General features: G+C 51.7%; 16 protein-coding genes. 12 read left to right on the top strand and 4 right to left on the bottom strand.

What is annotated here, in order from left to right; genetic code table 11:
- Nucleotides 1–355 precede the first annotated feature (355 nt).
- The 11 genes from SAQUA_RS02545 (at nt 356) to npr (ending at nt 8,674) form a co-directional block, all read left to right on the top strand.
- Nucleotides 356–1,336, top strand: coding sequence for a calcium/sodium antiporter (locus SAQUA_RS02545; RefSeq protein WP_380677496.1), 981 nt, complete (start codon nt 356–358; stop codon nt 1,334–1,336).
- Nucleotides 1,337–1,562: 226 nt separating this feature from the next.
- The gene (gene kdsD, locus SAQUA_RS02540) at nt 1,563–2,549 is read left to right on the top strand and encodes an arabinose-5-phosphate isomerase KdsD (protein ID WP_380677494.1); all 987 of its coding nucleotides are present in this window, start codon (nt 1,563–1,565) and stop codon (nt 2,547–2,549) included.
- 17 nt (nt 2,550–2,566) lie between these two features.
- Complete coding sequence (gene kdsC, locus SAQUA_RS02535; protein ID WP_380677492.1) at nt 2,567–3,121, top strand: 3-deoxy-manno-octulosonate-8-phosphatase KdsC; 555 nt, start codon at nt 2,567–2,569, stop codon at nt 3,119–3,121.
- Entirely contained in the window at nt 3,118–3,696 is a 579-nt protein-coding gene (gene lptC, locus SAQUA_RS02530) for an LPS export ABC transporter periplasmic protein LptC (RefSeq protein WP_380677490.1), read from the top strand. The genes kdsC and lptC overlap by 4 nt, the downstream gene beginning before the upstream one ends.
- A complete protein-coding gene (lptA, locus tag SAQUA_RS02525) occupies nt 3,665–4,204 on the top strand; it encodes a lipopolysaccharide ABC transporter substrate-binding protein LptA (protein WP_380677488.1) in 540 nt (179 codons plus the stop codon). The genes lptC and lptA overlap by 32 nt, the downstream gene beginning before the upstream one ends.
- A gap of 6 nt (nt 4,205–4,210) precedes the next feature.
- Nucleotides 4,211–4,936, top strand: coding sequence for an LPS export ABC transporter ATP-binding protein (gene lptB / locus SAQUA_RS02520; RefSeq protein WP_380677486.1), 726 nt, complete (start codon nt 4,211–4,213; stop codon nt 4,934–4,936).
- 51 nt (nt 4,937–4,987) lie between these two features.
- The gene (gene rpoN, locus SAQUA_RS02515; protein WP_380677484.1) at nt 4,988–6,424 is read left to right on the top strand and encodes an RNA polymerase factor sigma-54; all 1,437 of its coding nucleotides are present in this window, start codon (nt 4,988–4,990) and stop codon (nt 6,422–6,424) included.
- Between the two features lie 23 nt (nt 6,425–6,447).
- Entirely contained in the window at nt 6,448–6,735 is a 288-nt protein-coding gene (hpf, locus tag SAQUA_RS02510) for a ribosome hibernation promoting factor (protein ID WP_380677482.1), read from the top strand.
- A gap of 221 nt (nt 6,736–6,956) precedes the next feature.
- Nucleotides 6,957–7,418 carry a PTS IIA-like nitrogen regulatory protein PtsN gene (gene ptsN, locus SAQUA_RS02505; protein ID WP_380677480.1) on the top strand — a complete coding sequence of 154 codons (462 nt, stop codon included), beginning with the start codon at nt 6,957–6,959 and terminating at the stop codon, nt 7,416–7,418.
- A 132-nt stretch (nt 7,419–7,550) separates the two neighbouring features.
- A complete protein-coding gene (gene rapZ / locus SAQUA_RS02500; protein ID WP_380677478.1) occupies nt 7,551–8,405 on the top strand; it encodes an RNase adapter RapZ in 855 nt (284 codons plus the stop codon).
- Nucleotides 8,402–8,674, top strand: a complete 273-nt coding sequence (gene npr / locus SAQUA_RS02495) for a PTS phosphocarrier protein NPr (RefSeq protein ID WP_380677476.1) — start codon at nt 8,402–8,404, stop codon at nt 8,672–8,674. The genes rapZ and npr overlap by 4 nt, the downstream gene beginning before the upstream one ends.
- 324 nt (nt 8,675–8,998) lie before the next feature.
- Here npr and SAQUA_RS02490 read toward each other — a convergent pair whose 3' ends face one another.
- From SAQUA_RS02490 to SAQUA_RS02475, 4 genes are all read right to left on the bottom strand, one after another.
- The gene (locus SAQUA_RS02490) at nt 8,999–10,492 is read right to left on the bottom strand and encodes an aldehyde dehydrogenase family protein (protein WP_380677474.1); all 1,494 of its coding nucleotides are present in this window, start codon (nt 10,490–10,492) and stop codon (nt 8,999–9,001) included.
- Nucleotides 10,493–10,512: 20 nt separating this feature from the next.
- Nucleotides 10,513–10,878 (bottom strand): cupin domain-containing protein, encoded by a 366-nt coding sequence (locus SAQUA_RS02485; RefSeq protein ID WP_380677472.1) that lies wholly within the window; start codon nt 10,876–10,878, stop codon nt 10,513–10,515.
- A gap of 69 nt (nt 10,879–10,947) precedes the next feature.
- Nucleotides 10,948–12,249, bottom strand: a complete 1,302-nt coding sequence (locus tag SAQUA_RS02480; RefSeq protein WP_380677470.1) for an NAD(P)/FAD-dependent oxidoreductase — start codon at nt 12,247–12,249, stop codon at nt 10,948–10,950.
- A gap of 100 nt (nt 12,250–12,349) precedes the next feature.
- Nucleotides 12,350–13,114 (bottom strand): response regulator transcription factor, encoded by a 765-nt coding sequence (locus SAQUA_RS02475; protein ID WP_380677468.1) that lies wholly within the window; start codon nt 13,112–13,114, stop codon nt 12,350–12,352.
- A 285-nt stretch (nt 13,115–13,399) separates the two neighbouring features.
- On the opposite strand from SAQUA_RS02475, the gene SAQUA_RS02470 reads away from it, so the two are divergent.
- On the top strand, nt 13,400–14,527 hold the full coding sequence (locus SAQUA_RS02470; RefSeq protein WP_380677466.1) for an iron-containing alcohol dehydrogenase: 1,128 nt from the start codon (nt 13,400–13,402) through the stop codon (nt 14,525–14,527).
- Nucleotides 14,528–14,574 lie beyond the last annotated feature (47 nt).

Here is a 14,574-nt window from a genome sequence, read left to right as displayed (position 1 = left end):
AAAGCAATCGGCTGGGTGCGTCTTATTTTTACAGAAGCTTACCGTCAATTCGTTACCAATGCTGCCATTGGTTTTACTTTTAGGTTCCAGACGGTCAAAATTAGGATATAACGCAAAAATAAAACAAGTTTGAATTTTATCCAATCAGGATTTCGAGTTACCAAGACCACGGGTCTCACCGGGAATATCCGTTGTTGCGGCATCACTGCGCACAACAAGAGGTAAGCAAGATCGCCGATTACGGCGTTTAACCTATAAACCGGGATTATATACTCTAAATCATTCGAGTGGCATGCAGGCGGCAAGCACCCATGCAACTTGAAGTATGACAAGTATACCCAATAAAGGACCCTGAATGTTTCTCGCGATAGTACTGCTTGTCGTTGGTTTGTTTTTACTGGTGTATGGTGCAGATAGGCTAGTTTATGGCGCTGCGGTGATTAGCCGCTCTCTGGGTGTACCTCCGTTGATCATTGGCATGACGATCGTTGGCATAGGAACTTCATTGCCGGAATTGATCGTCTCAGTCACTGCCGCATTGAATGGGCAAACGGATATGGCGGTGGGAAACGTTTTAGGCTCCAACATTACCAATATTTTGCTGATTCTAGGTGTGGCTGCATTGATACACCCACTGTCGGCGCGTTCTGAAGTACTGCGGCGTGAGCTGCCACTGATGCTGGTGGTCACAGTCTTGTGCGGTGTTGTATTGATGGATAACACGCTAAGCCGCCTGGATGGTGTCGTGCTGCTGCTTGCCGCTACCGGTTTTATCCTGTTGATGCTAAAAATCGCCCGGCTGGCGCAGCGTGAAGGCAGCGATAGTTTGACGGTGGAACAGCTCGCTGAGCTACCGCAGGACAGTAGCAACACTGTAGCAATACTGTGGCTGGTTTTAGCTTTTATTATCTTGCCGCTTGCGTCAAAGATGATCATCGACAACGCCACCGTGATTGCACACTATTTTGGCCTGAGTGAACTGGTAGTCGGCCTGACGATTATCGCCATTGGCACCAGTTTGCCCGAATTGGCAACCTCCATCGCTGGCGCACTAAAGGGCGAAGACGATATTGCAGTAGGGAATATCATTGGCTCAAACATTTTTAACATGGTCATCGTTTTAGGCATTCCGGCCCTGCTGTCACCGGGCAGTATCGATCCAGCTGCTTTCCAGCGCGATTACTGGGTGATGCTGGCGGCCAGCATTCTGCTTACCGCCCTGTGTATTGGGCGCAAACATCGCATCGGGCATCTGGCGGGAGCTCTGTTATTATGTGGGTTTATTGCGTATCTTGCAGCGCTGTTCTTTACGCCTTTCAGTTCATTTATACTCTGAATAATGCGAGTGGCATGACAAAAACGTCATGCGTTTTCGGCCAGCACTTGTGCTGGCCCCGAAGGGAAGAAGCCCTGACATGGGCCGAGTAACGCAGCAAGCTCGGGACAAATCTGCCGCAACAGTTTGAACGCTGTTCGCGGTAGTCCCGCCCACGGATGGGCCGAGTAATACAGCCACCCCCTTGTATATTGAAGGATTACGGGTAATACCGATGGGAATGAGTATGTCGACTATGCAGTTGCAACCGGGCTTTGATTTTCAGCAAGCCGGCAAAGAAGTGCTGAAGATTGAGCGTGAAGGTTTAGCCCAGCTTGATCAGTACATCAATGCAGATTTCACCCGCGCCTGCGAAGCTATCGCCGAATGTCGCGGTAAAGTTGTGGTTATGGGCATCGGAAAATCCGGTCATATTGGCTGCAAAATTGCCGCAACGCTTGCCAGCACAGGAACGCCAGCATTTTTTGTCCACCCGGCAGAAGCAAGCCACGGCGATCTGGGTATGGTTTCTGCCCAAGACATTGTGTTGGCTATCTCCAATTCCGGCGAGTCCAACGAAATCCTGGCCCTTATCCCGGTATTGAAGCGCCAGCAGATCCCTCTGATTTGCATGACCAACAACCCGGAAAGCACCATGGGAAAAGCGGCAGAGATCCATCTGTGCATCAAAGTCCCGCAGGAAGCGTGCCCATTGGGTTTGGCGCCAACCACCAGCACGACGGCCACTTTGGTGATGGGTGACGCTCTGGCGGTCGCGCTACTGAAAGCGCGGGGGTTTACGCCTGAAGATTTTGCGTTATCGCACCCCGGTGGCGCATTGGGCCGCCGCCTGCTGTTGCGCGTTAGTGACATTATGCACAGCGGTGACGAAATCCCACACGTCAGCGCCGATGCCTCGCTGCGTGATGCCCTGCTGGAAATCACCCGCAAGAATCTGGGCATGACCGTCATCTGCAACGACCTGATGAAGATCGCCGGTATTTTTACTGATGGTGATTTACGCCGGGTGTTCGACATGGGTATCGACCTGAATAATGCCAAAATAGCCGATGTCATGACGCTTGGCGGCATTCGAGTTCGCCCCAACATGTTGGCTGTCGAAGTCCTTAATCTCATGCAACAGCGCCATATCACTGCCGTGTTAGTTGCCGATGGTGACCAATTGCTAGGTGTGGTACATATGCATGACATGCTGCGTGCTGGCGTCGTCTAATGAAAGGAACAAAGTGAATGAGTTTGGTTGAAACCTGCTACGGGCCGGTAACGGAAGAAGTCATGGCGCGAGCAGGAAAAATCCGCCTGCTAATTTGTGATGTTGACGGCGTGTTGTCGGACGGCCTGATTTACATGGGTAACAGCGGTGAAGAGCTGAAAGCTTTTAACGTGCGTGACGGCTACGGTATCCGCTGCCTGAAAACATCGGGTATCGAGGTTGCCATCATTACAGGGCGTTCGGCAAAATTATTGGAAGACCGGGCAAAAACCCTGGATATCACACATCTTTATCAAGGCCAGTCAGATAAGCTTTTGGCCTTCCGCGAACTGTTGGATACACTGTCTCTAACGCCAGATGAAGTCGCCTACATCGGCGACGACCTGATCGACTGGCCGGTAATGGCAGAAGTGGGTCTGGCGGTTGCGGTTGCAGATGCGCACCCGCTGCTGATACCGCGAGCTCATTATGTCACTCATCTGTCCGGTGGGCGTGGTGCGGTACGTGAACTATGCGACATTATTCTTTTGGCTCAAAATAAGCTGGAAGACGCCAAAGGGCTGTCTATATGAGTAAAACCAAACTTTGGATCACCTTGATACTACTGGTGGTCACGCTGGCGTTGATTGGCTGGAATATGACCAACGTCAACGATAATGGCAGCTCAGTACCGCTCAATGATCAGGATCCGACCTATCAGAGTCAGCATACCGTGACTATCGTGTATAGCCCGACCGGAAAGCTGAACTACAAACTGGTCGCAGAAGAGGTGAAATATTACACCACCGAAGAGTTAAGCTGGTTTACCCTGCCGGTGATGACGCTGTTTGATGAGAATGCAGTGGCAACCTGGTCGGTACGTGCCGATCGTGCCAAACTCACTAAAGACCGCATGCTTTATCTTTACGGCCACGTTGAGGTAAACAGTTTGACGACAACCTCACAGCTGGAAAAAATCAAAACAGAGAATGCTCAGGTCAATCTGATCACTCAGGATGTCTCTTCAGATGATGAAGTGACTCTGTTTGGAACGAATTTTACCTCTAACGGCATGAAGATGCGTGGCAATCTGCGGAACAAAACCGCTGAGCTGATTGATAAGGTTAAGACCAACTATGAAATTCAGAACAAAAAAACAACTCCGTAATCTGTTGATCGTCAGCCTCGTTTTGACCGCCAGCACCCCGGCTCTGGCGTTGAAATCTGACTCTGACCAACCGGTAAACATCAACTCGCTGAAACAGTCTCTGGATATGCAGAGCAATGTCAGTACCTTTACCGATGACGTGGTCATCAAGCAAGGAACCATCGAGATCAAAGCCGACAAAGTGGTGGTCACCCGCCCGGACGGCGATCAGAACAAAACCTACATTGAAGCGTTCGGTAATCCAGTCACTTTTTACCAGATGCAGGACAACGGTAAACCGGTGAAAGGCCATGCACAGAAAGTGCGTTACGACGTTGCGACTCAGTTGGTCACGCTCACGGGCAAGGCTTATCTGGAACAGCTCGACAGCAACGTTCAGGGTGACCGAATTACCTATCTGGTGCAGCAACAGCAGATGGAAGCGTTCAGCGACAAAGGCAAACGCGTGACAACGGTTCTGGTGCCATCGCAACTGCAAGACAAAAACGGCCAAAAAAAGAGTAACTAATCACTTATGGCAACACTTATCGCAGAAAACCTGGCGAAAGCCTACAAGGGCCGTAAAGTCGTTGAAGACGTGAGCCTGAAGGTAAAATCAGGGGAAATTGTCGGCTTGCTTGGGCCTAACGGCGCAGGTAAAACCACCACGTTCTACATGGTTGTCGGGATTGTCCAACGTGATGCCGGGCGCATCGTGATCGATGAAGAGGATATCAGTATTCTTCCGCTGCACGCACGTGCTCGCCGTGGTATAGGTTACCTACCGCAGGAAGCCTCTATCTTTCGTCGGCTGAGTGTTTATGACAACCTGATGGCCGTGCTGGAGATCCGCAACGACCTGACGAGTGAACAACGTGACGATCGTGCGGTAGAACTGATGGAGGAGTTTCATATTTCTCACCTGCGTGACAGTATGGGCCAATCTCTTTCTGGCGGGGAGCGACGCCGCGTGGAAATTGCCCGTGCACTCGCTGCCAATCCGAAATTTATCCTGTTGGATGAACCGTTTGCCGGGGTTGACCCGATTTCCGTTATCGATATCAAAAAAATCATTGAGCACCTGCGTGATAGCGGCCTTGGCGTATTGATCACCGATCATAACGTGCGGGAAACGCTGGATGTCTGTGAACGCGCCTACATTGTCAGCCAGGGCAAACTGATCGCTCACGGCACACCGGATGCTATTCTGGCCGACGAGCAGGTGAAACGTGTTTATCTGGGCGAAGAATTCCGCCTCTAAGTTCCAGTGGCATGCCAGCAGGCTGTCGTTAACGGAAGTAGACAGAAGATTATGAAGCAAGGTTTGCAACTCAGGCTCAGCCAGCAACTGGCCATGACTCCCCAACTACAGCAGGCGATACGCCTGTTGCAGCTGTCCACGCTTGAGCTCCAGCAGGAGATCCAACTGGCGTTAGAGAGCAACCCGCTGCTTGAACAAACCGACGATCAGCACGAAGAGATTGACGCCAAAGAGAGCACTGATACCGAAAACCTGGATACCCGCGAAGCGATGGAACAACAGGACATGCCGGAAGAGCTGCCCCTGGATACCTCATGGGATGAGATCTATTCGGCTGGAACACCTTCGGGTACCAGCACCGATTACGGTGATGATGAATTGCCGGTCTATCAAGGGGAAACCACGCAAACGCTACAGGATTACCTGATGTGGCAAGTGGACCTGACACCTTTTTCTGATACTGATGCCGCGATTGCCACTTCTATCGTCGACGCTGTTGACGATACCGGTTACCTCACCGTACCGCTGGAAGACATTCTGGAGAGTATAGGTGATGCAAATGTGACCATGGAAGAGGTCGAAGCGGTGCTGAAGCGGGTACAGCGTTTTGATCCGGTCGGTGTTGCGGCAAGGGATCTGCGCGATTGTTTGCTGATCCAGCTTTCTCAATATGCCAAAGACACCCCTTACCTGGCAGAAGCACGTCTGATTATCAGCGATCACCTGGATTTACTCGCTAACCATGACTTTCGTAGCCTGATGCGAACAACTCGCCTAAAAGAAGATACACTAAAAGAAGCGATGGTGTTGATTCAGTCGCTCGATCCTCGGCCTGGGCAATCGATCAATACTGGTGAGTCGGAGTATGTGATCCCGGATGTACTGGTACGCAAGGTGCAGGATAAGTGGGCAGTAGAACTCAATGCCGACAGTATTCCACGCCTGAAAATCAACCAGCAGTATGCGGCTCTTGGCAACAGCGTGCGCAATGATGCGGACGGTCAGTTTATCCGCAGCAATCTGCAGGAAGCAAAATGGCTGATTAAAAGCCTGGAAAGCCGTAACGAAACTCTGCTCAAGGTTTCCCGCTGTATTGTCGAACAGCAGGAAGCGTTCTTTGAGCAGGGGGAAGAATTTATGAAACCCATGGTACTGGCAGATATCGCACAGGCCGTGGAGATGCATGAATCGACAATCTCGCGCGTCACTACGCAGAAGTTTCTGCACAGCCCGCGTGGCATTTTCGAATTGAAATATTTCTTCTCCAGCCACGTGAATACCGATAGCGGTGGTGAAGCCTCCTCAACGGCAATCCGGGCATTAGTGAAGAAATTGATAGCGGCGGAAAATCCCGCCAAACCGCTTAGCGACAGTAAGCTAGCTACCCTGCTTTCCGAGCAGGGGATCATGGTAGCAAGGCGTACCGTCGCCAAGTACCGAGAGTCTTTGTCCATCCCGCCGTCTAACCAGCGTAAACAGTTGGTTTGACCTCTATAGAGAAGGAAGACATTATGCAGCTCAACATTACCGGTCACCACATCGAAATCACCGAACCTCTGCGTGAATTCGTGAACAGCAAATTTGCCAAGCTCGAGCAGTACTTTGATCGCATTAATCATGTCTATGTGGTACTCAGTGTGGAAAAACTGCAGCAGATTGCTGAAGCGACGGTGCACGTGAACGGTGGTGAGTTGCATGCCACCTCGGAAAAAGAAGATATGTATGCGGCAATTGACACCCTGATCGACAAACTCGCGCGTCAATTGAATAAACATAAAGACAAACTAAAGCAACACTGACATTCTGGGCCACTACCGTTAACGGCAGTGGCCCTAATCGTAGTCTACTTGGCTACACCGTAACCCTATGCGCCCCGTCTCTATGGGGGTGGGTGCAGAGGGTTACCATCAGGGTTAAACAGGCGAAAAATCGTCTTATGAGCATTATTTGTACAGGTCTTTTACACAGGGTAAAGCAGACTGGCCGGATAGTTGAATAAGCGGTTTTAAGTGAAGATGAGATGAACAACGAAATAATGCAATTAAGCTCGGTGTTAAACATCGAGTGCACCAAAAGCTCAGTACACTGCACCAGTAAAAAACGGGCGCTGGAAATTATCAGCGAGTTAGCCGCCAAGCAACTAGGCCTGCCTTCGCAGGTGGTGTTTGAAGCGGTTCTTACCCGGGAACGTATGGGCAGTACGGGTATTGGTAACGGTATCGCTATCCCACACGGTAAGCTGGAAGAAGACACCTTGCGAGCCGTTGGCGTGTTCATCCGTCTTGAACAACCTATCGCCTTTGATGCCATTGATAATCAACCGGTCGATCTGCTCTTCGCCTTACTGGTGCCAGCCGATCAATGTAAAACCCATTTGCATACACTGTCGCTGGTTGCTAAAAGATTGGCAGACAAAACCGTATGCCGCCGCTTACGCTCAGCGCAGAGTGACGAAGAACTCTACCAAATCATTACCGAATAACCGTTGGCTAGCGTGACTTGCAGCCCTGAAAACGATACTGTTTTCTTATTATGTATTCAGGCTTCGGCCTGAATTAACAAAGATCCTAACGGTGGCGATAAGCGCCACTCCGATGCCAGGGGGAGTTGCCACATGGTGCTGATGATTGTCAGCGGCCGTTCCGGTTCAGGGAAATCCGTCGCCTTAAGAGCGCTGGAAGACATGGGTTTTTACTGCGTTGATAACCTGCCCGTGGTACTGCTGCCGCAGCTTGCCCAAACGCTGGCGGAACGCAATAGCTCCGCTGCGGTAAGCATCGACGTACGTAACATGCCGGAATCACCGGAAGTGTTCGAACATGCAATGGCTCAGTTGCCAGAGAGTTTCTCTCCTCAACTGCTGTTCCTTGATGCAGACCGTAACACGCTGATCCGCCGCTACAGTGATACCCGCCGTCTACATCCACTCTCAGCCAAAAACCTGTCGCTGGAAAGCGCGATTGATGAAGAAAGCGATCTGCTGGAGCCGCTGCGTTCCCGCGCGGATCTGATCATCGACACGTCAGAAATGTCGGTGCATGAGTTGGCTGAGATGTTGCGTACTCGTCTGCTGGGCAAACGCGAACGTGAACTGACCATGGTGTTCGAGTCCTTTGGCTTCAAACACGGTCTTCCCATCGATGCCGATTACGTATTTGACGTTCGTTTTCTACCAAACCCGCACTGGGATCCCAAGTTACGTCCAATGACCGGCCTGGATAAGCCCGTGGCATCGTTCCTTGATCGCCATACCGAGGTGCATAACTTTATTTACCAGACGCGCAGCTACCTGGAACTGTGGTTACCGATGCTGGAAACCAACAATCGCAGCTATTTAACCGTGGCAATTGGTTGTACTGGTGGTAAACATCGTTCGGTTTACGTAGCAGAGCAGTTGGCCGATTACTTCCGTTCTCGCGGCAAGAATGTCCAGTCACGCCACCGCACACTGGAAAAGCGCAAGCAATGACGGTCAAGCAAACGGTAGAGATCAAAAACAAGCTGGGTATGCATGCCCGCCCGGCGATGAAGCTGTTCGAGTTGGTGCAGAGTTTTGATGCTGAAGTGCTGTTGCGTAATGACAGCGGTACCGAGGCAGAGGCCAGCAGCGTGATTGCGCTGCTGATGCTCGATTCCGCCCAAGGCCGTCAAATCGAAATAGAAGCCACCGGGCCGGAAGAACAACAGGCCCTGGCGGCAGTTATCGAATTGTTCAACTCCGGGTTCGACGAAGATTAACCCCCTATTCTCTTTATCCTGCAAGCCGCCTCTACGTTGGCAACAACGCTGCGGCGCGAAAGACGACAGCATCCCCTATGAATTTCGTGTTGCAGCTAGGCGGCAAGTGCGTTAATCCCCAGGAGCTTACAATAGGTAAGTGACTGGGGTTCACGTACGCAGACAACAACGCTGCGGCGCGAAAGACGACGGCATCCCCTATGAATTTCGTGTTGCAGCTAGGCGGCAAGTGCGTTAATCCCCAGGAGCTTACAACAGGTAAGTGACTGGGGTTCACGTACGCAGACAACAACGCTGCGGCGCGAAAGACGACGGGGATAGCAATCAGTACCTCATCATTACCGATTTCAGTTCCGTATAGTGCTCAATAAACGCGCTGCCAAACTCCCGGCCAATCCCTGACGATTTCACCCCGCCAAATGGCAATGCCGGATCGAGGAAGGTGTGCATGTTGATCCACACGGTCCCGGCCTGGATACGCGGGATCATACGCATGGCCTTGCTGAGATCGTTAGTCCACAGGCTGGCAGCCAAGCCATAAGGCGAGTCATTGATCATGGCGATCATCTGCTCTTCATCATCATAAGCCAGGAAAGTCCCTACCGGACCAAAGGTTTCCTCACGCATTAATGCATCATTCGGCCCATTGGCGCGGATCGCTGTCGGAGCAACAAAGAAGCCGGGACCAGCCAAAGCATGGCCGCCACAGACAATCTGGCTACCCTCTGCCCGCGCTTTGTCAAACATGCCAAGCACCTTGCGGTAATGGGCTTCATTGGCCAATGGCCCCACTTCTGTAGTTTCATCCAGCGACGAGCCTACTTTCATCGCCGCCAAACGCTGCGTCAGCTTTTCCAACACCTCATCAATATGGCTTGCTGGCAGGTAGAAACGCTCCGCCGCAGCGCAAATCTGCCCCTGATTCAGGTAACCTGCCTCAACAATGCCATCGACCATCTTCTCTACCGAGACGTCTGCCAAAAACGCAGCGGCATTTTTGCCACCCAGTTCCAGCGTGGTACGGACAATACCTTGTTCCATCGCCGCTTTACCTACGGCGATCCCGGTTGGGACAGAACCGGTAAAGGTCACTTTGGCACAATGAGGATGGGCGATAAGCGCGGGTCCAAGACGGGCTCCAGAACCGTTGATCACGTTGAGCGTTCCCTCAGGGATACCCGCCTCTTTTGCCAGCTCAGCGACACGCAGCATGGTCAGCGGCGTATACTCACTTGGCTTGAGAACCACGGTACAGCCACAGGTCAGTGCCGCAGCCAGCTTCCAGATGGAGATCATGATCGAGAAATTCCACGGAATGATCCCAACCACCACGCCCAGCGGCTCTCGCCGGGTAAACGCGGTGTACTTTTCCCCTCTGAAAGAAGGTAATGAAACGTTCAGCGTTTCCCCGCTGATTTTGCTCGACCAGCCGGCAAAATAGCGCAGAAACTGTGAAGCCATATCGATTTCCAACGCGCGGGACAGTTGAATGGTTTTTCCGGAACACAGGCTTTCCAACTGTGCCAACTCCTCGCGGTGAGTCTGTAGCAGATCGGCCAGGCGTGTCAGGCAGTTACCACGCTCCATTGGCGAGACCTGTGCCCAGGCACCGTGGAAAGCGGTAAATGCCGCCTGCATCGCCGCATCGACTTCCGCCTGTCCGCCTTCATTCACCTGCGCGATAGCCTGCCCGGTTGCCGGGTTAACCACCGCAAACCTTTCCACACCCGTTCCGGCCAACTGTTGGCCGTTAATATAGTGGCCATGTTCCCGGCTTAGAAAGGCCGTAACCTGTGGCAACAAGGTAATATCAGTCATCGCATCGCCCTCTTTCAGTATTAGCCTTCAACAATCGCCAGATAATGCTTAACAAAGCGATCAGAGGTAATTTCCCAGCGTACAGGAGTGCCTTTCTCAACAAACCATGAGTCACCGGCCTGATACTGTACCGATTCCCCGGTGTTTTCATTGGTCAGTATCGCAGTACCTTCCCATACCGTAGCGTGTTCGGCGAACGGGTATTCCATCACGAAGGTGCCACGGGTACAGCTGAATACGCCACAGTTCAGGTTATCCGTCGGAGCACCAAAAATCATTGCCACACCAACGTTTGGTTCACCTGCGACAACGGTCGCTCCCAGATTACTGACGCTGCCGATTTCCTGTAGCTCTGGAATAGGTTGCTTGAGAAGTAATGGTTTCATGTGTTTTCTCTTTAATATCAATCAGTATAGGTTTCCTCACACACTCCCGGCAGGAGGGTAAGGGTTGGATTAACGGCGGCCTTTCCAATAGCCCGAGGTCTGATGCCAGACTTTGCCAGCCGTGGTCATCACCCGGCGTAGCTTGTCTTTACCGAAAATATTGACGTGAGGGATCGAACTCATCAGATCGTAACGATCCGATCCTTCGCTCATGCCCTCGGCCAGTACTTTGCAGACGATATGACTCGGCGTCACACCAAAACCGGAATAGCCTTGTACGTAAAACACATTATCGTGTTGTGGCAACGTACCAATCTGCGGGAATAGGTTAGCGCTGCAACACAGCGGTCCGCCCCAGGCCAAATCGATCTTCACGTCTTTAAGGTACGGGAAGATTTTCAGCATCAGGTTACGGTTCCAGGCTTTCAGATCGGCAGGAATGTACTCAACCAATCGGGTGGCGCTACCGAACAGCAAACGGTTTTCGTTGGTCACACGGTAATAGTCGATGACTGGCCGAATGTCGCTGTAGGCCCCGCGGATCGGGCTGATACGGCGGATCAGTTCGTCAGACAATGGCTCGGTCGCCAACTGAAATGCATAAGTATTAATCGTTTTTCCGTAGATAAATGGGTCCATGCCGTTGAGAAAACCGTTACACGCCCAAAGCATCTTTTTGGCACGTACCGACCCCATTGCAGTGCGCACGGTAATGCGCGAACCATAATCCACATTCAGCACGCTGCTGTTTTCGAAAATCTTCACCCCATAACCGACCAGCGCTTTCGCTTCCCCCAGCAACAGGTTGAGCGAATGAACATGGCCCCCGCCCATATGCTTCAAGGCACAGGTATAAGCATCGGAGCCCACAACCTGCTTGACCTCGGAACCGGTATAGAGCTCAATCTCTTCATCTGGCGATACCGCTTTAAACTCTTTCAACCAGCTACGCAGCGTCTTTTCCTGCCGCGCATTGCTGCCCAGATAGCCGTAGCCAAAGCAGAAATCGGCATCGATATCGTACTTTTTGATACGTTCACGGATAATCCCTGCACCGAGGTTACTGATCTTGAAGATGGTTTCCAGGCCAGCCGGACCAACGTAGCGTTTGATCTTTTCCAGATCGTGGCCAATCCCCGCCATCACCTGCCCACCATTGCGACCAGTGCCGCCATATCCCAGATAGCGCCCTTCCAGAATAGCGATATTGGTGATCCCCTTTTCTGCCAACTCCAGTGCAGTATTGATGCCGGAGAACCCACCGCCGATGATCACTACGTCAACATCCAAATCCTCTTCCAACGTCGGGAAGCGCAGATCGTATTTCTTGGTCGCCGCGTAGTAGGTTAACGATTCGATTTCATTATTCATTGCTGCATTCCCGTTTCCCTATTGCCTTGCTCTAGATTATCCGGCGAGTCAGAGCAGGCGACCATGTCCCTTTAGGGACATTTGCAACAGTTTTTTAACATTATGCCGTGCGGCGCAATGGAGGTGTCAGAAACAAACTGAATAGCTCGGCTTGAGAGCCAATATTCAGCTTGCTGTAAATATTCTTGCGGTGATTTTTTACCGTCCCGAGGCTGATGTATAACCTGGCGGCGATCTGCTGCGATCCATTGCCGCCAAGGATCAGATCGACGATCTCACGCTCGCGTGGAGTGAGTGTGAAACGCGCCTGTGCGACACTATCCATCGGTGGAATAACAGGAGCTGGCGCGTCGGCGGCAACCACTTCTCCGTGTAATCGGGCCACACTTTTTACCAACGTCAGCGCACCACACAAATCTGCCAGATTGGGGTAACGCACGCCGACCGCTTGCCGCACCGAACCAAAAAATATCCCTAAACCTCGCTCAGGCGTGAGCGGTAACAGCACCCCGGCTTCGTCTTGCCAGCCGGTTTTTTGATAAAAGTTGCGGTAGTAATCCGTCTGATGAAAACCGCTGGGGGCCAATTGACGTAGAGTAAAAATTTCACCCTGTGCCCCACCGTTCAGCGCTTGATAGAAGGGGTCTTCCAGATAGGCTCCCTGCTGATAGATTCGGTTAACCGCATCACTGTTTTCCTTCTCACTCTTCATCACACAGCGTGGGGCCTGGTTACACTCGAAGGCATAAACGATCGCATTATCAAAAGCGAAAAAGCCTTCCAGGTAGGCCAACAGATTGGAATAGAATTGGCGGGTAGCCACTGCATCGATCACCGCAGACAATCTTTCGACTTGAATATTCATCTCCGCCCCGCAATCATTAATAAATTAACAATTATCTATTACGCGTCATGCCCCCCTACTTTAGGCCTGAGTACTATAGAAAGCATTCAACCAAACAGAATGCAAGGCCAGCATTGTTTACATGTTAATCAAATCACAAGTTTGGCCAATTGACTCAATATGTAGCCGATTTAGGGGGGGTTAACTTATAAACAATTAAGAGTTAGTACGGCGGAAAAGCGTTGGTTCACCCTAGAGGCTGAATTATGCTGTGATTTCCCTGTTGATGTGCACCAAGGAGAAAACATGATCCCGAGCCTGATGATAGCCAACCGGCAAACCTGGTTTGGTAGTGGCAGTATCCAGCACCTGCTCCCGCTGCTGCAGTCCGAACCGCAAGCAACATTGCTGTTTACTTGCCGCTCATTTGTTAGTGGCGCTGTCTATTCAGACCTGGCAGATGAACTGACGCCACTGTTGATAGGCAGAGAGATAGTTGAACATGAAGCTTCACCCCAAGAGATTGATCGCTGGGTTGCACGTTGGCGAGGAAAGGTACAACGCGTGGTCGCTATCGGCGGGGGGAGCGTGCTTGACGCTGCCAAGGCCTTCGCCGCCCTGGTTGAGCACCCACTGCCGACAATACGCTATATGGAGAAAGTCGGAGACTGCAAAATCAGTGGGGCAACGCTGCCTGTAATCGCCATCCCAACCACTGCGGGTACCGGGAGCGAAGTCACCCAAAACGCGGTTATCACCGACACTCAGGTAACAAAAGTGAAAGCCTCTTTGCGGCATAACAACTTTGTTCCTCAAGTCGCTATCCTGGATCCTCAACTGCTTAATGGTGCGCCGAATAGGGTGTTGGCCTATTGTGCAATTGACGCTTTCACCCACCTGTTTGAGGCTTATCTATCCAAGACCGCCAGCAGCCTGTCACGCGAAATGTCATTAACCGGCATTCGCCACTTCCTCAACGCTTGGCCGACGTTACAAAGCAGCGATGAGGCGCGTGAAGCCATTATGCAGGCCTCCTATCTGGGTGGCCTAACACTGAGCATGGCTGGCTTGGGCGTGATCCACGGTATTGCTGGCGAGATCGGCGCACTGCGCGATTATCACCATGGTCAGGTCTGTGGCCGCCTGTTGCTGCCGTTCCTTGAATTGCTTGATGAAAGTGAGCACCCACAGCAACGTGCATTAATGGCAGAACTGGCTCTGCGGTTGTTTCCTGAAGAGCGGGACTATCCAGCACGCTATCTGTTCGACTTTATCACCCGAAATGCTATCGCCCCATTCTGGCAAGATGCATTACCCCTCAACGGCAGCGAGTTGGCCATCATACTTGAGAAGTCTAATAGCAAAAACTCATGGGTCACCTACTCCAGCGCGCAGCGGCAGTCGATGATCGAGGGGGCTTTCCCAATAGAGTGATAATATCATTCGTTCGCGACCCCATCGTCTTGTCAGGCTGCAAGTGG

This window comes from Serratia aquatilis (genome assembly GCF_044865145.1).
In the GTDB taxonomy this organism is placed as follows: domain Bacteria; phylum Pseudomonadota; class Gammaproteobacteria; order Enterobacterales; family Enterobacteriaceae; genus Chania; species Chania aquatilis.
The sequence above is the reverse complement of the archived record's forward strand: the minus strand, read 5'-3'. Positions and strand labels throughout refer to the sequence as shown.